Genomic DNA, 17,960 nt, shown 5'->3' on the forward strand with positions numbered 1-17,960 from the left:
CTCAGCTGTCCAGCTGGCGGCTGAGGATGGTCGAGAACTCGTCGGCAAAGGATTCGTAGCCCGCGAGGATCCGGTCACTGTCCGCCGACAGCTTGTTGTAGAACACAACAGCCGGGATAGCCGCCAACAGGCCAAGCCCCGTGGCCAGAAGCGCCTCGGCAATGCCCGGCGCGACGACAACCAGCGACGTGTTCTGCTGCTGCGCGATCTCGACGAAGGCGTGCATGATGCCCCAGACCGTGCCGAACAGGCCCACGAAAGGCGCCACCGACCCGACCGTGGCAAGGACCGCCAGGTTCTTCTGCAAATCCTCGGCTTCCTTCTGGATCGCCACATCCATCGACCGGTCGATCCGCGCATGCGCCCCGGCGATCAACCCGCCATCGTCGCGATGCGACCGCCGCCATTCCGTCATGCCGGCGGCAAAAACCTTCTTGGCGCGCCCGTCCGGCTCGGCTCCGATCTGGTCGAAAAGCTCGTCCAGCGGTTCTCCCGACCAGAACGCGCGGTCGAATTCGGCCGCCTCGGACCGTGCCTTGCGATAGGCCATCAGCTTCTCGAAAATGATCGCCCACGCCCAGAAGGACGCGATGATGAGCAACAACATCACGATCTTTACCGTCAACGTGGCGCGCGCGAACAATCCCCACATGGAGAAGTCAATCTCCTGCGCCAGCGCAAGTGTCTCTGCTTCCATCTGCCTGCTCTTCAGCCAATTGGCCCCATTTCTCGGGCGCTCGTTACCAACGTCAATATCGCAATTGCAGGGGAAACACCAACACAATGGCGTCAGAACGCATGTATTCCGTCATGTCAGTGAATCCGGTGGCGGATATTCGCCGGCAGGCGCGCAGGCGCGCCCGCCTCGCCCAGGCACACCACGGTGACCTCGGCCTGAAACAGAAGGTCCTCGCCGCGCCTGACCTCCTGGGTCATGATCAGACGCACCCCGGTGACCGCCTTGACAACCGTGCGGACCAGCAGGTCATCGTCGAATTTCGCGGGTTTGACGTAGTCCGCCTCCACCCGGCGCACGACAAAGACGACCCCGTCCTCTTCGCGCATCGCGTTCTGATCCACGCCAAGCGACCGCACCCAATCGGATCGCGCCCGTTCGATGTAGCGCAGGTAATTGGCGTAATAGACGATCCCGCCCATATCGGTGTCTTCATAATAGACCCGCACGGGAAACTCGTGAACCATCAGGTCATCCCTCCCCGGGCGATACTCATCCGCGCCGCAAGCCGCATCGCATGAGACGGATCGTCGGCCATCTCGGGCAGGACAGGGTCATAGGCCGCGCGCACAAGCGCCCCGATCTCGGGCCGCAACACGACACGCCCATCCTCGAGCTGGCCCAGCGGCGACTGCTCCGTGAAGGCCAGATCGGACCACAGAAGGATCGACTGCACCACCTGGCTCAACGCAAGGCTCTCTGCCGGAACCTTCGACAAAACGTCATCCATGCGCAGGAAAATGAAACAGGCCTTGATCGCCCCCGCGGCATCGAACCGGAACACCCGGTACTGGTTGGCCTCTGCTGCCGACAGCTTTTCCACCAGCGGCCCCAACCCGTCGACCAGGCGGTCGAGGTCGCGCACCTCCAGCAACTCGGCCCACTCCCGAAAAAAGAACACCATGACATTGGTGCCCAGTTCCGGGTCGGTCTCGGTCATCTGGTGACCCGCCATCATGCAGACCGCCTCGAACGCGCCCTTGACCACCGACAGCGTGGCATCCTCGACGCCGAACACGATCGGCGCGATCGGCCGCCCCCAGCGCGCAAAGAGGTAGGATCCGTCAGAGCGGGTGAAAAACCCTGCAACCTCGTCCACGTCCATCATGAGGCCCGGCCCCCCTGCTTCTTCTCTTTCCAAATATGCAAGTACGACCTGTGGCACAGCGCGCTCCGCCAGGCAACTCGGGCCGGCAGGTCAGACAGGGCCGAACAGATCCGTCTGACCCGGCGGTCTCGGCGCGGCAAGCCCGAGATGGCTCCAGCCTTTCTGGGCCAGCATCCGGCCACGCGGCGTGCGCTGGATCAGCCCCTGTTGCAACAGATACGGCTCGATCACCTCTTCCAGCGCATCCCGGCTCTCCGACAGCGCCGCCGACAGGGTCTCGATCCCGACCGGCCCGCCCTGGTAGTTCTCGGCGATCAGCAGCAGGTAGCGCCGGTCGGCGCCATCCAGCCCAAGGCCATCGACCCCGAGCCGCGTCAGCGCGCCGTCGGCAAGCGCCTTGCTGACGATCCCGTCGCCCTCGACCACGGCGAAATCCACCACCCGGCGCAACAGCCGCCCGGCGATCCGCGGTGTGCCACGCGACCGCCGCGCGATCTCGCGTGCGCCTTCCGACGCCGCCTGAACCCCCAGCTTGACCGCGTTGCGCGACACGATCGTGTGCAATTCGTCCTCGGTGTAGAAATTCAACCGCGTCGGAATGCCGAACCGATCCCGCAGGGGCGTGGTCAACAGGCCCAGCCGCGTCGTCGCCCCCACCAGCGTGAAGGGCTGCAATTCGATCCGCACGGTCCGCGCCGCCGGCCCCTCGCCGATCACGAGGTCAAGCTCGTAATCCTCGAGCGCCGGATAGAGCACCTCTTCCACCGCCGGGTTCAGCCGGTGAATCTCGTCAATGAACAGCACGTCCCGCGCTTCGAGATTGGTCAGGATCGCCGCCAGGTCGCCGGCCTTGGCCAGAACCGGCCCCGAGGTCATGCGAAAGCCGACCCCCAGTTCCCGCGCCATGATCTGCGCCAGCGTCGTCTTGCCCAGCCCCGGAGGACCGTGGAACAACGTGTGGTCCATCGCCTCGCCGCGCTGCCGGGCCGACTGGATGAAAACCCGCAGATTTGCCCGCGCCTCGGCCTGCCCGACGAAATCGTCAAGCATCTGCGGTCGCAGGGCGCGGTCGCGGTCCTCGGGCAGCGGATCGGGTCGGACAATCGGATCAGACGACATGGGCGTTCCCCGCGGATGCCGTCAAGCGAAGCGGCCCGCAAGGGCCAATGAGCATCGTCATCGCGTCACCCCTTCGGCGCCAGCAGCTTCAGCGCTGCCCGGATCAACTCGGACGTCCCCGCCTCCGGCGCGTCACCCGCAGCCTGCGCGACGGCGCCGGCCGCCTCTCCTGGGGCATAGCCCAGATTTCCCAGCGCCGACATCGCCTCGGCCTGCGCCGACGCGGAGGGCGCAGGCGCGCGGGCACCCGGCCCGGCAACCACCGTTTCCAGAACCGCATCCGCCTCCGATGCGACCGCAGCCACCGACGCGGCCCCACCCATCGCCATGACGGTGGGGGCCTTGTCCTTGAGCTCATTGACGACCCGCTGCGCCGTCTTGGGGCCGATCCCCCGCGCCGCCTTGACCGAATTCCAGTCGCCCAGCGCGATGGCGCGGCTGACCCCGTCCGGACCAAGCGCGCCAAGGATCGCCAGGGACGCTTTCGCGCCCACGCCCTGGACCGACATGAGCAGGCGATGCCACTCCTTCTCGACCAGCGTCGGAAAGCCGAAAAGCTGAAGGATATCCTCGCGCACGAGCAGGTCGGTATACAGCGCAACCGCCTCGCCCGGTGCGCCGATCTGCGACAGAACGCGGTCCGAGCAATAGACCACATAGCCGACGCCGCGCACATCGACGAGCACGTGATCGTCGCCCTTGTATTCCACCCGTCCCGCAACCCGTCCGATCATGCCCGCATCCTCATTCCCGGCCCGGTCATGTGATGCGCGTGGCAGATCGCGATTGCCAACGCATCCGCCGCATCCGACCCGTTGATCTGCGCGCCGGGCAACTGCATCTTGACCATGTGCTCGACCTGCCGCTTGTCGGCATGCCCAACCCCAACAACGGTCTTCTTGACCGAGTTCGGGGCATATTCCCCGATATCGAGCCCGAACTGCGCCGGGACCAGCAACGCCACCCCCCGCGCCTGGCCAAGCTTCAAGGTGCCGACCGCGTCCTTGTTCACGAAGGTTTTCTCGATCGCCACGGTATCCGGCCGGAACCGTTCGCAAATCTCGGTCAATCCGCGATGCAGCGCCAGGAGCCGCGTTGCAAGCTCTCCGGTGCCGGACAGGCAGACGCCGTTCCCGACATGGCGCAATCGGCTGCCATCGACCTCGATCACGCCCCATCCAAGGAACCGCAGGCCAGGATCAATCCCCAAAACACGCATGCTGCTCATGCCCTTGTTGCTTTTGAAGCACGGCTAGCACGAAACGCGAACAAACACCAAGCATTCAAAACAACCGCGCCAAATGGGCCACGGTGTCGGAAACAGCCGAAGGACTGTCGCAAGCGCGCCTCGAGCGTCGGAAAAGCGCCCTTGGGCCCCGGGTTTCGCGCGGTTTGCGCCGACTGGGCGCGGCCGCCCGTCAGCCATGCATAAACAGCATAAAAACTATGCATAAAGGTCAATTGCGGATGCGAAATAGGGCAACTACATGCCCCTCAGACATCAACACTCCCCTATTTTCCAAGGAACATGGCAATGGCCGCTTTCGACACAACCCGCACGACCTACTCCGCAAGCCCCAAGGGCTTCGGCGCATTCGCAACCTCGCTCATCTCTGCGTTCACCGCATGGAATGATGCCCGTCAGACCCGCAACGCTCTGAGCCGTCTGAGCGATCACGAGCTTGACGATATCGGTCTGACACGGGGCGACATCAATTCGCTCTGAACCAACCCGGTTTTGAAGCCAAAAGCCGTGCCAGGGAACCCTGACACGGCTTTTTCTTGTCCAGAACCAAGACGGCCCGGGATCAGCCGATGACAAAGCCCAGAAGACGGGCCATGACCGAAGTGATCGGGTCCACCTGCATGAGAACTGCACCGACCTGTTCGACGAAACCGCCGCTGCGCAGCACCTCCAACTGAGAGGCATAGCCTTCGCGGCCCAGCACCGTCACGATGCAGCCCTTGAGAACGAACAGGATACCGAAGGGCAGCAACAGCGACGAGAATGATACCATCTCGCGCATGTGCCGGATCGGGCGATGGGCGATCACGCCGTTTTTCTGAATTTTGGTGACATAGCCACGCGACAACTGGCGGTGGCGCTTCAGCACCTTGCGGTACCGTTGGTCAAACATGTCCTGTTGGTGGGTCATGTGAAGCAGCCTTTGTTCCGGCCCCCACCGGATGTGACCGAGGTAGGGGCGGAATGTGGCAAGAATGGGGCAATCGTGGCATTTTTTATCCAATTGAGGCGAAAATTCGCGGAAATTGGTAAATGCGGCAGCTTCAAGAAGCGCTTTTTTGCAACGTCAGCGTCGTCCAGTCACCAATCTCCTCTCGATGCCAGGTATTGATGCCATTTTGCGCATAAACCCCTGCCACCTCGTCGCCTTGATCGTTCAGCAGGCCCGACAGGACCGCGAATCCACCCGGAACAAGGTGCGCGGCCATGTCGGGGGCCAGGTCGATTAGCGGCTGTTTGAGGATATTGGCGAAGACAAGATCGAACGGCGCAGCCGCGCGCAGTTGCGGATGATCGAAGCCCATCGCCTCGACGCAGACCACCCGGCCTGCCAGATCGTTCGCGGCAACATTTGCCTCGGCCACGTCCACCGCCACCTGATCCATGTCGCTGGCCAGCACCGTTTCGGGCCAGGTCCGCGCCGCCGCCATTGCGAGAACGGCTGTGCCGCAGCCGATATCGGCCACGTTGTGACAAACCACACCCGCCTCGATCAGCCGGTCCAATGCCCGCAGGCAGCCCTGTGTCGTGCCGTGATGCCCGGTTCCAAAGGCCATCGCCGCCTCGATCAGAAGCGGCTCCACCCCATCGGGCACCGTCTCGGAATCGTGGCTGCCATGGACATAGAACCGCCCTGCCGCGACCGGCACCAGTTCGCGCCGCACCTTGGCGACCCAGTCGGTTTCGGGCAATTCGGACACCACGAAGGGCTTGGCCTTGTGGGCCGCCGCCAGAAGCGCCAGGCCCACATCGTCCGGTGCCTCCATGAAATAGCCCCCGACCTCCCACATGCCGCTGCCATCTTCGATCTCGAAGACACCCACGCCGTAGGGTTCTGGTTCAAGATCCTCGAGCGCCTCGCCCAGCGCCTCGGCCGAGGTCTTGTCCGACAATGTTGTGAAGGCGGTGAAAGTGGTCATGGACACAGGGCTTTCTGGATCAGGGAAACGCAGCACCTCTGCCACGAAGGCCCTCGTGCCGCAAGCTCACTCGGCCGGGGTCGCCACCAGGACCGAGAACACGGTCTCGTTGCCCGGTTCGGGGTGGCGCGGGATCATCATCGCCAGCATCATCGACACCAGCGCCATACAGGCCGCCAGCGCAAACACCGCGCCGGGCGAGATCAGCCACAGATAGCCCAGCACCGCAGGCAGGAAGACCGCCGCGATGTGGTTGATGGTGAAGGCAACCGCCGCCGTCGGCGCAATATCGCCCGGATCGGCGATCTTCTGGAAATAGGTCTTCAACGCCAGCGCCAGCGCGAAAAAGATGTTGTTGGCGATATAAAGCACCGTCGCCAGCATCACGCCCCACCCGAACCAGTAGATGCCCCCGTAAAGCGCAAAGACGATCACCAGACCGACATATTCGAACACCATCGCGTTGCGTTCGCCGAACCTGTGCACCACCTGCCCCAGGACCGGAGCCAGGACCATGTTCGCCACAAGCGTGACCAACATCAGCTTGGTGATCTGGTCGACATCCAGCCCGAACCGTTCGACCATCATGAAGGCGGCGAAAACGACAAATATCTGGCGGCGCGCGCCCGACATGAACTGCAGCGCGTAATACAGCCAGTACCGCTTGCGCAGGATGAATTTCTTGACCTGCGGGTTCGGTGCTTCGAAATGCGGCATCATCAGCAGGCAATAGGCCACGATGGTCAGCGTCAGCGCACCGGACACCATGTAGACGGAATTGTAGCTCAGGTCATAGGCGCGCCATGTCACGACGATCACGCCATAAGCCACCAGTGTCGCCGCCGACGCGGCCGACACGAGAAGACCCAACATCTGCGGCGCGCGGTCCTTGGGCAACCATTGCAGCTGCAACGACTGGTTCACCGTCTCGTAATAGTGAAACCCGATCGAACTGAGCAGCGTGATGAACAGCAGCCCGCCCATGGACGGGAACCACGCCGTCAGCGCCGTTGCGACCCCCAGCATGACAAGCGAGATCATCGCGAGCGTCTGTTCCCGCACGAACAGGATCACCACGATCACACCTATGGCAAGGAAACCGGGGATTTCCCGCACCGTGTGCAGCCAGCCGATATCGGCCCCATCGAACTGCGCCGCTTCGATCACGAAATTGTTGAGCAGCGCCGACCATGTCGCGAAGGACAGGGGCATGGCAATCGCCATGAGGAACAAGAGCGTGACAGGCCGCTGGTAGATCGGCAGGTCACGGGCGTCGGCCAGGGGAACGATCCGCTTCATCGCCTTCCTTTACGCCCGCTTTTCACACTTGGCGAGAGGCTGGCTTGCAAAGCCCTGACAGTTTTCAGGTTTTCAGATCTTGCTGTGACCTCCTTTCAATGTGCATCGCCTCGGGCCTTGCCACCCAATCTTGCCGCTATTCCCTGCGATTCCGTTAAGCGCCGCCGCAAATCTGATCCAAATCAAGGCAAACACATTCATCCGCGCGCATGCATGACCAACCCAGACGGAGACCGCCATGGATATCGTGACCCTCGTGGACCAGATCGGCGAAGCGCCAACAGCGGCCCTTTTCGGTCTTCTGACCGGAATCACCTTCGGCGTCGCGGCCCAGCGTTCGCGCTTCTGCCTGCGCGCGGCCACCGTCGAATTCGCCCGTGGCATGATGCAGGACAAGGTGGCGGTCTGGCTGCTGACCTTCTCGACCGCCGTAGTCTGGGTGCAGGCGGCGCAGATGTTCGGCCTGATCGACACCACCGAGGCCCGCATGATGGCGGTGCCAGGAAGCTGGTCGGGGGCGATCATCGGCGGATTGTTGTTCGGCGCGGGCATGGTGCTGGCACGTGGCTGCTCTGGCCGACTGCTGGTGCTGGCCGCCACCGGCAACCTGAGATCGGTCGTCTCCGGCCTGATCTTTGCCGTCGTGGCCCAGATGAGCCTGACCGGCTGGCTTGCCCCGATCCGAGACCAGCTTGCAGCCATGTGGATCACCTCTGGCGGTCGCAACATGGATCTCCTGACCACGTTGCGCCTGCCTGAGGGCTCCGGTCTGGTCTTCGGCCTTGCCACCGCGCTCCTGGCGCTCGAACTGTCGCGCCGCAACCAGATCGGCTGGGGACGCCTGCTGTTTGCCTCGGGCGTCGGGTTTGCCGTGGCGATGGGCTGGGCCCTCACCTATGCGCTCAGCCTCGTGGCTTTCGATCCGGTCCAGATCGAAAGCGCCACCTTCACCGGCCCGTCGGCAAACACGCTGATGTTCTTTCTCGACCGCTCCTCGATCCTGGAATTCGACATCGGTCTCGTACCGGGCGTGGTCATCGGCTCTTTCGGCGCCGCGTTCTTTGCCAAGGAGCTGAAGTTCCAGGGCTTCGAAGGGCCCACGCCGATGCGCAACGCGATGATCGGTGCGGCGCTGATGGGCTTTGGCGGCATGCTCGCCGGGGGCTGTGCCATCGGAGCGGGCGTGACCGGCGGGTCGATCTTTGCAGGCACCGCCTGGCTTGCGCTCTTCTGCATGTGGATCGGCGGGATGACCATGGACCTTGTGATGGGCGGACGCGGCCAACCGGCGGCCATCTGAGGCGTGCAAAAAGTGTGAATTCGGCAAAGGTTCGGAAGTACTGTCTTTTCGGAACCCGCAACCATGGTATCCTTCAGGACTTTTCCTCGACCCCACATTTCACACTGGCATTTTCCATGCTTGTTCTCGATGTCTTTTCGAACAAAACCGTTTTGGCGTTGGCGGCCGGTTGGCCGGGGGTCTTTTCGTGGTCGCCGGCGTCGCGATGGTCAGCTTCTGATCATCCTGACCCAGCCTGCCTCTGCGGCCCCGGCCCTCAGGACCGGATTCGCCAGCCTGTCTTGAAGATCCACCAGATGATCCCGAGGCACAGCAGCGTAAACCCGGCAATGGCCAGCAGGCTCAGCCCGATGGGCACGTCCGCGATGCCGAAGAACGCCCAGCGGAATCCCGACACCAGGTAGACCACCGGGTTGAAGAACGAGATCGTCTGCCAAGCGGCCGGCAACATCGAGATCGAGTAGAACGACCCGCCCAGGAACACCAGGGGGGTCACGATGAGCAGCGGGATCAGCTGAAGCTGCTCGAAATTCTGCGCCCAGATCCCGATGATGAACCCGAACAACGCGAAACTCAGGCATGTCAGCAGCATGAAGATTACCATTGCCAGCGGATGCTGGATCGTCAGGTCCACGAACAATGCCGAGGTCGCGAGGATCACCGTCCCGATGAACAGCGCCTTGGTGGCCGCCGCCCCGACGTAACCCATGACGATCTCGAGGAAATTGATCGGGGCCGACAGCAATTCGTAGATCGTGCCGATGAATTTCGGGAAATAGATGCCGAAAGACGCGTTCGAGATCGCCTGCGTCATCACCGACAGCATGATCAGCCCCGGCACGATGAACGCGCCATAGCTCACGCCCTCGACCTCGTCGATGCGGCTGCCGATGGCTGCGCCGAAGACCACGAAATAAAGCGATGTCGAAATCACCGGCGACACGAAGCTTTGCAGCAATGTCCGGAAAAAGCGCGACATCTCGAATGTGTAGATCGCCCAGATGGCCTGCCAGTTCATGCCGCGCCCTCCTGTTCGCTGACCAGGCCGACAAAGATGTCCTCGAGCGAATTCTGCCGGGTCTGCAAATCGCGGAGCACCAGGCCCGCATCACTCACCTCGCGGATCAGGGTCGCGATCCCGGTCCGGTCCTGCGCCGTGTCATAGGTGTAGACAAGCACATGCCCGCTTTCCTCGAGCCGCAAGCCACGCGCCGCCAGGGACGCGGGAAGATCGGTGATCGCGTCCTGCAATTCGATCCGCAGCTCCTTCTGTCCCAGCCGGGTCATCAGCGCGGTCTTTTCCTCGACCAGCAGGATCTCGCCCTTGTTGATCACCCCGATCCGGTCGGCGATCGCCTCGGCCTCTTCGATGTAATGCGTGGTCAGGATGATGGTCACACCGTCCTTCTTGAGCTGGGCCACGATATCCCACATGTCGCGGCGCAGTTCCACGTCGACACCGGCGGTCGGCTCGTCGAGGAACAGCACGCGCGGTTCATGCGCCAGCGCCTTGGCGATCAGGACCCGCCTTTTCATGCCGCCGGACAATTCCATGATCCGGCTGTCGCGCTTGTCCCACAGGGACAGCTGACGCAAGATCCGTTCCAGCAGCGCATCGTCCTTGGGTTTGCCGAACAGCCCGCGCGAAAAGCGCACCGTGTTCATCACCCGCTCGAACGGTTCGAGGTTGATCTCCTGCGGCACCAGCCCGACCAGCGACCGCGCCCCGCGATACGCCGTGACCACGTCATGCCCGCCAACGGTGACCGTACCGGAGGTCGGCTGCGTGATCCCGCAAATCGCGGAAATCAGCGTTGTCTTGCCTGCGCCGTTCGGCCCCAGAAGCGCGAGGATCTCGCCATCGCGGATTTCCAGCGACACGCCCTTGAGCGCCTCGAACCCGTCAGCATAGCTTTTGCGGACATTGCTGATCTGGACCATCGGTTGCATGCGGTTGCCTTCTTCAGTGCACATGGCATCTACCTAACCCTCGGCTGTCGAGACGCAATGCCGAAAGCCGTGCACAGGAACGCAACGCCTGTGCGGGTCGTTTTTGGACCTGATCTTTCCGGACGGCCAGCATATGACAAGGGCATGATTTCCCTTACCGACTCCAGCGTCGCGCGCGGCATCACGCTTGTCTGCATCGGCGTATTCGCCATTTCGGTCAATGACCTGCTGATCAAGGCCCTGTCCGGCGGCTATCCGCTGCACCAGATCGTGTTCACCCGAACGGCGATCGGGATATTCCTGTCCTTCCTGATGCTGCATCTCGAAGGCGGCCTGTCGCTCTTGCGCACCTCGCAGCCGGGGCTGCACGTTCTGCGCGGGCTGACCCTCGTGGCGGCGAACATGACCTTTTTCGCCTCCCTGGCGGTTCTGCCACTCGGGCTGACCACGGCGCTGTTTTACGTCGGTCCGCTGTTCATCACGCTTTTCAGCTTCCTGTTCCTTCGCGAAAAGGTCGGACCCTTGCGGCTTGGCGCGATTGTCTTTGGCTTCATGGGCGTTCTGGTCATGCAGGAGCCATGGCGCAGCGGGTCGGAATACGGCCCGGCATGGCTTTATGCGTTACCGGTGATCGCCGCCGCACTCTATGCCTCGATGGCGGTGATGACGCGCGCGCTGGGGGTCAAGAGCACCGCGTCGGCCCTGACGATCTACAACCAGCTGATGTTCCTTGTGGTCTCGAGCCTGTTCTACCTGATCGTCGGCGAGGGGCAGGCCGACCCGGGGCCGGACTCGCCCAGCCTGCATTTCCTGCTGCGGGCATGGACATGGCCCACGGCCGAGGACTGGCCGCTCTTCATCCTGACGGGCATCTGCAACGGGATCGTCGCCTATTGCATCACCGCCGCCTATCGCATGGCCCCCTCGGCCAGCATCGCGCCGTTCGAATATATCGGCCTGCCGCTGGCGATCTTCTGGGGCTGGCTGTTCTTTGCCGAATGGCCGGCCCTGACGACATGGATCGGCTGTGCGATGATCCTCGGGGCTGGCCTGTTCGTCTTTCTGCGCGAACGCCAGAAGAACCGCCCGAACCCCGCCCGCAAGTATTTCGCGACCCGACGCTAGGCCGGGGCGCGTTGCACGACAGCTCAGGCGCTGCGCACCGTGTCGATCATCAACTGCACGTTCTCGGGATCCGCATCCGGCGTGATCCCGTGGCCGAGGTTGAAGATATGCGGGCCGTTCCTGAGCGCTTCGACCACCTTGCGGGTCTCGTCGACAAGCGCCTGCCCACCCGTCACCATGTGCTTTGACGCGAGGTTGCCCTGCACACAGCCGCCGGGCTGCACATGCTCGGCCACCCATTCCGGGCTGACGCTGTCATCCACCGCCACGCAATCGGCTCCGGTGGCGGCGTGAAAGCCGATATACTTGTCGCCCGCCTGGCGCGGAAAGGCGATGACCGGAATACCGGGATGGCGGCGCTTCAATTCCTCGGTGATAACGCGGGCGGGGTAAAGCGCGTAGCGATGGAAATCCTCGCCCTGAAGCGACCCGGCCCAGCTGTCGAAGATCTTGACCACCTCGGCCCCGGCGTCGATCTGCGCCGACAGGTAGTCTATGGTGCTTTCCGTCAGCCGCTCGATGATCGCCTCGAACAGCGCGCGGTTCTCGTATTTCAGCGCATGCGCCGGGCCCTGGTCGGGCGTGCCCCGCCCCGCGATCATGTAGGTGGCCACGGTCCAGGGCGCGCCCGCGAAACCGATCAGCGTGGTCTCTTCGGGCAATTCACGCCGCAGGATGCGAATGGTGTCGTAGATCGGGTTGAGCGTGTCGTGGATCATCTCGCCGCGACCCAGCTTGTCGAACTCGGCCTGCTTGGTGATCGTCGACAGGCGCGGGCCTTCACCGGTGACGAACCACAGATCCGCGCCCAGAGCCTGCGGCAACAGCAGGATGTCGGCGAACAGGATCGCCGCATCGAAGCCATAGCGGCGGATTGGCTGCAACGTCACCTCGGCGGCCAGTTCGGAATTGTAGCACAAGGACAGGAAATCCCCGGCCTGCGCCCGCGTCGCCTTGTATTCCGGCAGATACCGGCCTGCCTGACGCATCATCCAGATCGGCGGAGTGGGAAGGGTTTCGCCCGCAAGCGCGCGCAGGATGGTTTTCGTCTCGGCCATTTGTCTTTCCTTCTCTGTTGCCTTCGGATCGACTCTTGGCGGCAATATGTCAAGACAAGCATGGTTGTCAGGACAAGTTTACGCGCCTAAAGAAGGGCTTATGACGCTTGAATTGCCCACACCCGACAAACCCCTGAAGATCGGCACCCGCGGGTCTCCGCTGGCGCTTGCCCAGGCAAACGAAACCCGCGCGCGGCTGGCAGAGGCGTTCGACCTGCCTTTCGAGGCGTTCACCATCGTCGTCATCAAGACGACCGGCGACAGGATCATCGACCGCCCGCTGAAAGAGATCGGTGGCAAGGGGCTGTTCACCCGCGAAATCGAGGAGGACATGCTGTCCGGTGCCATCGACATCGCAGTCCATTCGATGAAGGACATGCCGGTGCTGCAACCGGGCGGGCTGCTTCTGGACACGTACCTGCCGCGCGAAGATGTGCGCGACGCGTTCATCTCGCCGGAATTCACCAGCATCGCGCAACTGCCCGAAGCGGCCATCGTCGGGACGTCATCCTTGCGTCGCCGGGCGCAACTTCTGAACCGGCGGCCGGATCTGAACGTGGTTGAATTCCGCGGCAATCTCCAGACGCGTCTGAAAAAGCTGGAAGACGGCGTCGCCTCCTGCACCTTCCTCGCGATGGCGGGTCTCAACCGCCTGCAAATGGCCGAGGTGCCGAAAACCGCCATCGACACGATCGACATGCTGCCCGCGGTTGCGCAAGGCGCCATCGGGATCGAACGCCGCGCCGACGACACCCGCGCCGCGGACATGCTGGCTGCGATCCATGACAGGCAAACCGGCGAACGACTTGCCGCCGAACGCGCCTTCCTGGCCAAGCTGGACGGGTCCTGCGAAACACCGATTGCCGGTCTGGCAGAGCTTGACGGGGGCACATTGCACCTGCGTGGCGAAGTGCTTCGCCCCGACGGATCGACCGCTCATGCCGACGAAATCAGCGGACCGATCGAGGATGGGGCAGAGATGGGGACATCATTGGCCGCCACGCTGCTGGACCGCGCCGGCCCCGGATTTTTCGACTGGCATTCGCAGTAACCTGCGACGTGACCCGACACCGGGCCAGGCCGCGCTACTCGGCCACCGCGAAGGACAGCGACGCCCACAGGCTTTCCCAGACCGGTCCCTTGTCGGTGTCGGGAACCAGCGGCCGCAAGACAACGGCATCCGCCAGATACGCGTATCCGGGGCGCACGGGAAGCGTCACCCGACCGTCTGCATCCGTGCGGTGCAGGGTCACCTCCACGTCGCCGCCGGGGGATTTGGCAAACAGTTCGACCTGCGCATCGGCGCGCGGCTCTCCCTGGTAGAGGACCCGGATCGGCAATCCGTCCTGCAATGCGTCGGTATAGGGATTGGCCTCCGCCACGATCTCGGTCAGCAACCCGACTTCGGTATCCGATCCGGCCCCATCCCCAACGGCGATCAGGCTCTTGGCATAACGGCTGTAGCGTTCCTGGAAATCGTCCTCGGGCAGTCCTCGGGATCGATGGTCCTCCAGAACACCGGCGAAATCCTTGTGCTCGACGAAATTCACGAATTTCTGCCACTCGCGATAGGTCAGCGTATAGTCGCGGGTCTGGTGGATCACCACGCACAGCCCCGACTCCGGTGCCTCGAGAGACAGCGCAGGGCGATCCCCGGCCCGCCCCGGCACCTCGGACAGAGTGTCATCGCAGCGCAGGTCGAAGCGTTCGAAATTGCGCGGAAGATAGGATTGCTCCGCACCGGCAAACGTCTCGCCCACGCGAAGGCGCGCGATCAGCGGGTCGCCGGGTTGTACCTGGTAGGACTCGGGCTCGATCCAGAACTCGTGCGCCACAAGGGATGCGGGCAGCGAGGCGAGAACGAGAATCGACAGGGTCTTGAAACGTTTCATGCGGATTTGGGCACCTTGCTTTCGATGTCACGGGCATATTCGGAGACGCGCGCCTTGAACTTCTTGTTGATGCCGGACCGCGCCAACTTGAACGACTGGACCAGCAGACGGGCAGACAGGGTTGTCGGCTGCATCTTGAACACGAGGTTCACCCGCGTGCGGTTGGGCGACAGCGGCACCAGCTCGATCTGGGTCACGGTCTCCAATCCGCCGGAAGCGCCGGTGAAGTGCAGGTCCTGCGGCGCCTCGAACAGCTCGAGCTTGATCTTCGCCGTGCGTTCCTTGCCACGAAAGGTGAACTTGGCGTCCCAGCCTTCACCGATTTGCGGCATTTCCGTACGAAAGGTCCGGCGCACATCGATGCCCCGCCGCAACGCCCGACGCTCGAACGCTTCGAAATCGGTCAATTCGGCGAAAACGTGATCGACTGGCGCTGCAACATCTTCGGTCGCTGTCACTTGCATCCTGTTTACCCTTCATCTGCTCCGGCTTCTCAAGAGTTGCGTCAATCAAGCGTGTCGGCAAGCCAATTGCGCAGCAAAAAATGTGCAATCGCGCCCTTTCGGGCCGGAAGCAGCCCGTCGCGAAGTCCCGCCAAGGCGTCCATCACCTCTTCCCGGCTGACCCACAGGGCATCCTCGATCTCGGTCGGGTCGATCGTGATCTCATCGGTCAGCGCAATACCCTGGCAGCCGAACATCAGGGACGCGGGGAACGGCCAGGGCTGGCTGGAGAGATAGCGCACCTCGCCCACGCGGACCCCCGCCTCTTCCCATACCTCACGACGCACCGCGGCCTCGATGGTCTCTCCCGGCTCCACGAAACCCGCCAGGCAGGAATACATGCCCTCGGGCCATCCGGGCGACCGCCCGAGAAGCACTTTGTTGCCATGCGTGACCAGCATGATCACCACCGGGTCCGTGCGCGGGAAATGGCTGCCGCCGCACGCCTGGCAGACCCGTTGCCACCCCGCCTGCGTCACGTCCGACACCGCACCGCAGCGTGCGCAGAAGCCATGTGTTTCGTGCCAGCCGATGATCGCTTTCGCGGTTGCTGCCAGGGCCGCGTCGCGCGGCTCCAGAACCGTCATCACGGTGCGCAGCTCGGCAAATGCGTGATCGCCGGACAGCGTCGGGTGCCGCTGTTCGCTGCGGTCGATGAAGGCGCCGATGTCGCTCAGGTCCGCGTCGGGTTCCCAGCCGGAAATGTCATGTGCAAACCGGACTGCCCCGTCTTCGCGGCCCAGAAGCACCGGCGCGGTTCGCGCATCCCGGAGCACCGGATGGTCAAGCGGCAGCCGTGCCAGCACTCTCTCCGCGCCATGTCCAGACAGCAGCGGCTTGCCGCGCCACAACACGATCGTGCGTGTCGCCGGGTCCTCGAGCGCGGCGGCCAGCGCCGGGACATCGCCCCGCATTTCTGCCGCCCGGTCCAGGCCCGAGCCGCCAAAGGTCACTGTTTCCGCGTTGCGCATGCTGTCCCGGCCTTCTGCTGTTCGCTTCGGCGATGCCATGCCACGCGGCAAAGAACAATGCGGCACGCGGATTTTGCCGGCTCCAGCGCCTTGCAATCCCGTTTCGTTTTGCCTATCTCGGGCTTGAGAGGTTGGCGCGGGCGAGCGCCTCGCCAACCCGGTCAGGTCCGGAAGGAAGCAGCCGTAACGAGCCCCGCTTGGGTCGTTGTCCAGCCTCTCACCTTACCCTCCCCTACGAAACTGACCTGTAAGAAACCTCTGGCATTCAGGGGCTTATGTCCGTTTCAAGGCTGCAAACCCGGTTGCAAAGGGACATTGGGGACTGGCTGGAAAGCTCGCCCCCCTCAATGAGAAACGCCCTGGTTCGATCCTAGGACAGGATTCCCGCTCACAAGCAGAGAGCTGAAACATGCAAACGAGCCTCCATCGGCCTCATCCCGCGTCATGAGCCCCCTGGTGATCTTGCTGCGGTGGGAAAAGGCTGTCGTAGGCCCAGGTGAAGACAAACGCGTAGACCATGTAGAAGAGCGCGAAGGACAGTTCCATCAGCAGGGCTTCTTTCACAGACACATCCAGCCACCACGCGAAGATCGGCAGGAGAAGCAGCAACAGGCTGGCCTCGAAGAGCACCGCGTGGACGACCCGCAGGGACATCGTCTTTCGGACATCGCCCCGCCACCGCCGCAGGGCATGATCGAAGATCAGGTTGAAGACATAGTTCCAGGTTGTCGCGACGGTGGCCCCGAGCAGGACAAGCACTCCCATGTCCCCCATGGGATGATCGAACGCCCAGGCAAAAAGCGGTGTGACGATCAGAACACCGATGAGCTCGAAGCTGACGGCCTGTCGAATACGATCTGCGGTGGTGCGCATGCAAGGACTCCGAATGTCTTTCGGGCCGTCCCGCGTGCTGACCATGTGGCCGGGCAAGGTCGTCCTCGCCTGGGCAGACGATGTGACCTTGGCGACGGGATTTCAAGGGTCGCATGGATCCGCGCGCACCTTATCGGACCCGGACAACCCGGGAAACGCATGACAGAGGGCCCCCCGGACGTCGCGGCATGCGTTCCAAAGGCGGTCGATCCGCAAAGATGGATAGGGGCGCTCTCTTGCACGGCTTTTCCGACACCGCCATGGGTTTGCAGCCCAAACTCTGCTAAACCTGCCACAGCATCGCAAAAAGGAGCCCGCCATGAAGATCCAACACGCCGGGGACCGGCCTTCGCAATCCCCGAGCAGCGCGTATTTCACCGGCACGGTCCGGTTCGATCCAATCGTGTCGGCGGACGACGCCTCACCGGTCAAGATCCTGTCGGTGACCTTCGAGCCCGGCGCGCGGACGGCGTGGCACACCCATCCCGCCGGCCAGACCCTGCATGTCGTGTCCGGCCTTGGGCTGGCCGGGTCCGAGGGGCAGCCGGTGCAGGTGCTGCGTCCGGGCGATACGGTCTGGTTTGCGCCGGGGGAACGGCATTGGCATGGCGCATCACCCGACTGCGCAATGACCCATCTGGCCGTGCAGACGTCTATTGACGGCAAGACCGCCGACTGGATGGAGCATGTCACGGATGAAGATTACAACGCCCGGGACAGCGCGTAACATCAGGGGAATCAGCCTGAAAAGCCATCGCTGTCGCCACAGGCTTGATCATGGGCCTCCGCACCGGGCGTCCGAGGCTTCACGGATCGCTTCGACCCGGCCGATCTTGTGTGCCGTGACGGCTGTGCCATGGG

The 17,960-nt window shown here is 63.2% G+C and carries 21 protein-coding genes and 1 other RNA gene; 6 read left to right on the forward strand and 16 right to left on the reverse strand.

All coding sequences use genetic code 11. The features are described from left to right. Window position 1: 1 nt before the first annotated feature. From tolQ to ruvC, 6 genes are all read right to left on the reverse strand, one after another. Window positions 2-697, reverse strand: a complete 696-nt coding sequence (tolQ, locus tag LCF60_RS11090) for a protein TolQ (protein ID WP_292291813.1) — start codon at window positions 695-697, stop codon at window positions 2-4. Window positions 698-813: 116 nt separating this feature from the next. Further along, window positions 814-1,203, reverse strand: coding sequence for a tol-pal system-associated acyl-CoA thioesterase (gene ybgC, locus LCF60_RS11095; protein WP_292291814.1), 390 nt, complete (start codon window positions 1,201-1,203; stop codon window positions 814-816). Next, complete coding sequence (locus LCF60_RS11100) at window positions 1,203-1,841, reverse strand: hypothetical protein (RefSeq protein WP_292291848.1); 639 nt, start codon at window positions 1,839-1,841, stop codon at window positions 1,203-1,205. Before LCF60_RS11100 ends, ybgC begins: the two co-directional genes overlap by 1 nt. A gap of 93 nt (window positions 1,842-1,934) precedes the next feature. After that, complete coding sequence (gene ruvB / locus LCF60_RS11105) at window positions 1,935-2,963, reverse strand: Holliday junction branch migration DNA helicase RuvB (RefSeq protein WP_292291816.1); 1,029 nt, start codon at window positions 2,961-2,963, stop codon at window positions 1,935-1,937. 65 nt (window positions 2,964-3,028) lie between these two features. Then, on the reverse strand, window positions 3,029-3,697 hold the full coding sequence (ruvA, locus tag LCF60_RS11110) for a Holliday junction branch migration protein RuvA (RefSeq protein ID WP_292291817.1): 669 nt from the start codon (window positions 3,695-3,697) through the stop codon (window positions 3,029-3,031). Further along, window positions 3,694-4,182: a crossover junction endodeoxyribonuclease RuvC gene (gene ruvC, locus LCF60_RS11115; RefSeq protein WP_292291849.1), complete on the reverse strand. Its 489-nt coding sequence runs from the start codon at window positions 4,180-4,182 to the stop codon at window positions 3,694-3,696. The genes ruvA and ruvC overlap by 4 nt, the downstream gene beginning before the upstream one ends. Before the next feature lie 315 nt (window positions 4,183-4,497). Between ruvC and LCF60_RS11120 the strand changes: the two genes are divergently transcribed. Then, the gene (locus LCF60_RS11120) at window positions 4,498-4,689 is read left to right on the forward strand and encodes a DUF1127 domain-containing protein (protein ID WP_292291819.1); all 192 of its coding nucleotides are present in this window, start codon (window positions 4,498-4,500) and stop codon (window positions 4,687-4,689) included. A gap of 82 nt (window positions 4,690-4,771) precedes the next feature. On the opposite strand, the gene LCF60_RS11125 is transcribed toward LCF60_RS11120, so the two are convergent. The 3 genes from LCF60_RS11125 to LCF60_RS11135 all read right to left on the reverse strand — a co-directional run bounded on the left by LCF60_RS11125 (window position 4,772) and on the right by LCF60_RS11135 (window position 7,427). Further along, window positions 4,772-5,119: a hypothetical protein gene (locus tag LCF60_RS11125; RefSeq protein ID WP_292291820.1), complete on the reverse strand. Its 348-nt coding sequence runs from the start codon at window positions 5,117-5,119 to the stop codon at window positions 4,772-4,774. A 133-nt stretch (window positions 5,120-5,252) separates the two neighbouring features. Further along, entirely contained in the window at window positions 5,253-6,128 is an 876-nt protein-coding gene (locus tag LCF60_RS11130; RefSeq protein WP_292291821.1) for a 50S ribosomal protein L11 methyltransferase, read from the reverse strand. A 66-nt stretch (window positions 6,129-6,194) separates the two neighbouring features. Beyond that, on the reverse strand, window positions 6,195-7,427 hold the full coding sequence (locus LCF60_RS11135; RefSeq protein ID WP_292291822.1) for an MFS transporter: 1,233 nt from the start codon (window positions 7,425-7,427) through the stop codon (window positions 6,195-6,197). A 238-nt stretch (window positions 7,428-7,665) separates the two neighbouring features. Between LCF60_RS11135 and LCF60_RS11140 the strand changes: the two genes are divergently transcribed. Then, complete coding sequence (locus tag LCF60_RS11140) at window positions 7,666-8,727, forward strand: YeeE/YedE family protein (protein WP_292291823.1); 1,062 nt, start codon at window positions 7,666-7,668, stop codon at window positions 8,725-8,727. Between the two features lie 256 nt (window positions 8,728-8,983). Here LCF60_RS11140 and LCF60_RS11145 read toward each other — a convergent pair whose 3' ends face one another. Next, window positions 8,984-9,745, reverse strand: a complete 762-nt coding sequence (locus LCF60_RS11145) for an ABC transporter permease (RefSeq protein ID WP_292291824.1) — start codon at window positions 9,743-9,745, stop codon at window positions 8,984-8,986. Next, window positions 9,742-10,677: an ABC transporter ATP-binding protein gene (locus LCF60_RS11150; protein WP_292291826.1), complete on the reverse strand. Its 936-nt coding sequence runs from the start codon at window positions 10,675-10,677 to the stop codon at window positions 9,742-9,744. The genes LCF60_RS11145 and LCF60_RS11150 overlap by 4 nt, the downstream gene beginning before the upstream one ends. Before the next feature lie 144 nt (window positions 10,678-10,821). Here LCF60_RS11150 and LCF60_RS11155 point away from each other — a divergent pair, with 144 nt between their 5' ends. Beyond that, window positions 10,822-11,802, forward strand: coding sequence for a DMT family transporter (locus LCF60_RS11155; protein WP_292291827.1), 981 nt, complete (start codon window positions 10,822-10,824; stop codon window positions 11,800-11,802). Between the two features lie 23 nt (window positions 11,803-11,825). Here the strand turns inward: LCF60_RS11155 and hemE are convergent, their stop codons facing one another. Next, window positions 11,826-12,860: a uroporphyrinogen decarboxylase gene (gene hemE, locus LCF60_RS11160; RefSeq protein ID WP_292291828.1), complete on the reverse strand. Its 1,035-nt coding sequence runs from the start codon at window positions 12,858-12,860 to the stop codon at window positions 11,826-11,828. A gap of 100 nt (window positions 12,861-12,960) precedes the next feature. Between hemE and hemC the strand changes: the two genes are divergently transcribed. Continuing rightward, entirely contained in the window at window positions 12,961-13,911 is a 951-nt protein-coding gene (gene hemC, locus LCF60_RS11165; RefSeq protein ID WP_292291830.1) for a hydroxymethylbilane synthase, read from the forward strand. A gap of 34 nt (window positions 13,912-13,945) precedes the next feature. On the opposite strand, the gene LCF60_RS11170 is transcribed toward hemC, so the two are convergent. Genes LCF60_RS11170 through nudC form a run of 3 tightly spaced genes read right to left on the reverse strand, consistent with a single transcriptional unit; the run spans window position 13,946 to window position 16,226 of the window. Then, window positions 13,946-14,752: a DUF4198 domain-containing protein gene (locus LCF60_RS11170; protein WP_292291832.1), complete on the reverse strand. Its 807-nt coding sequence runs from the start codon at window positions 14,750-14,752 to the stop codon at window positions 13,946-13,948. Beyond that, window positions 14,749-15,216 carry an SRPBCC family protein gene (locus LCF60_RS11175; protein ID WP_292291833.1) on the reverse strand — a complete coding sequence of 156 codons (468 nt, stop codon included), beginning with the start codon at window positions 15,214-15,216 and terminating at the stop codon, window positions 14,749-14,751. Before LCF60_RS11175 ends, LCF60_RS11170 begins: the two co-directional genes overlap by 4 nt. A 41-nt stretch (window positions 15,217-15,257) precedes the next feature. Then, window positions 15,258-16,226, reverse strand: coding sequence for an NAD(+) diphosphatase (gene nudC, locus LCF60_RS11180; RefSeq protein ID WP_292291835.1), 969 nt, complete (start codon window positions 16,224-16,226; stop codon window positions 15,258-15,260). A 124-nt stretch (window positions 16,227-16,350) separates the two neighbouring features. On the opposite strand from nudC, the gene ffs reads away from it, so the two are divergent. Beyond that, window positions 16,351-16,449, forward strand: an RNA gene (gene ffs, locus LCF60_RS11185) — signal recognition particle sRNA small type. 209 nt (window positions 16,450-16,658) lie between these two features. On the opposite strand, the gene LCF60_RS11190 is transcribed toward ffs, so the two are convergent. Continuing rightward, on the reverse strand, window positions 16,659-17,099 hold the full coding sequence (locus tag LCF60_RS11190; RefSeq protein WP_292291836.1) for a PACE efflux transporter: 441 nt from the start codon (window positions 17,097-17,099) through the stop codon (window positions 16,659-16,661). A 319-nt stretch (window positions 17,100-17,418) separates the two neighbouring features. Here LCF60_RS11190 and LCF60_RS11195 point away from each other — a divergent pair, with 319 nt between their 5' ends. Beyond that, a complete protein-coding gene (locus LCF60_RS11195; RefSeq protein WP_292291837.1) occupies window positions 17,419-17,826 on the forward strand; it encodes a cupin domain-containing protein in 408 nt (135 codons plus the stop codon). Window positions 17,827-17,960 lie beyond the last annotated feature (134 nt).

The sequence above is a fragment of the Marivita sp. genome (genome assembly GCF_020055635.1).
Lineage (GTDB): Bacteria > Pseudomonadota > Alphaproteobacteria > Rhodobacterales > Rhodobacteraceae > Marivita.

Coding starts and splice junctions, on each gene's coding strand:
- tolQ (WP_292291813.1), bottom strand. CDS start 697: ATGGAAGCAGAGACACTTGCGCTGGCGCAGGAGATTGACTTCTCCATG.
- ybgC (WP_292291814.1), bottom strand. CDS start 1,203: ATGGTTCACGAGTTTCCCGTGCGGGTCTATTATGAAGACACCGATATG.
- LCF60_RS11100 (WP_292291848.1), bottom strand. CDS start 1,841: ATGGACGTGGACGAGGTTGCAGGGTTTTTCACCCGCTCTGACGGATCC.
- ruvB (WP_292291816.1), bottom strand. CDS start 2,963: ATGTCGTCTGATCCGATTGTCCGACCCGATCCGCTGCCCGAGGACCGC.
- ruvA (WP_292291817.1), bottom strand. CDS start 3,697: ATGATCGGACGGGTTGCGGGACGGGTGGAATACAAGGGCGACGATCAC.
- ruvC (WP_292291849.1), bottom strand. CDS start 4,182: ATGCGTGTTTTGGGGATTGATCCTGGCCTGCGGTTCCTTGGATGGGGC.
- LCF60_RS11120 (WP_292291819.1), top strand. CDS start 4,498: ATGGCCGCTTTCGACACAACCCGCACGACCTACTCCGCAAGCCCCAAG.
- LCF60_RS11125 (WP_292291820.1), bottom strand. CDS start 5,119: ATGACCCACCAACAGGACATGTTTGACCAACGGTACCGCAAGGTGCTG.
- LCF60_RS11130 (WP_292291821.1), bottom strand. CDS start 6,128: ATGACCACTTTCACCGCCTTCACAACATTGTCGGACAAGACCTCGGCC.
- LCF60_RS11135 (WP_292291822.1), bottom strand. CDS start 7,427: ATGAAGCGGATCGTTCCCCTGGCCGACGCCCGTGACCTGCCGATCTAC.
- LCF60_RS11140 (WP_292291823.1), top strand. CDS start 7,666: ATGGATATCGTGACCCTCGTGGACCAGATCGGCGAAGCGCCAACAGCG.
- LCF60_RS11145 (WP_292291824.1), bottom strand. CDS start 9,745: ATGAACTGGCAGGCCATCTGGGCGATCTACACATTCGAGATGTCGCGC.
- LCF60_RS11150 (WP_292291826.1), bottom strand. CDS start 10,677: ATGCAACCGATGGTCCAGATCAGCAATGTCCGCAAAAGCTATGCTGAC.
- LCF60_RS11155 (WP_292291827.1), top strand. CDS start 10,822: ATGATTTCCCTTACCGACTCCAGCGTCGCGCGCGGCATCACGCTTGTC.
- hemE (WP_292291828.1), bottom strand. CDS start 12,860: ATGGCCGAGACGAAAACCATCCTGCGCGCGCTTGCGGGCGAAACCCTT.
- hemC (WP_292291830.1), top strand. CDS start 12,961: ATGACGCTTGAATTGCCCACACCCGACAAACCCCTGAAGATCGGCACC.
- LCF60_RS11170 (WP_292291832.1), bottom strand. CDS start 14,752: ATGAAACGTTTCAAGACCCTGTCGATTCTCGTTCTCGCCTCGCTGCCC.
- LCF60_RS11175 (WP_292291833.1), bottom strand. CDS start 15,216: ATGCAAGTGACAGCGACCGAAGATGTTGCAGCGCCAGTCGATCACGTT.
- nudC (WP_292291835.1), bottom strand. CDS start 16,226: ATGCGCAACGCGGAAACAGTGACCTTTGGCGGCTCGGGCCTGGACCGG.
- LCF60_RS11190 (WP_292291836.1), bottom strand. CDS start 17,099: ATGCGCACCACCGCAGATCGTATTCGACAGGCCGTCAGCTTCGAGCTC.
- LCF60_RS11195 (WP_292291837.1), top strand. CDS start 17,419: ATGAAGATCCAACACGCCGGGGACCGGCCTTCGCAATCCCCGAGCAGC.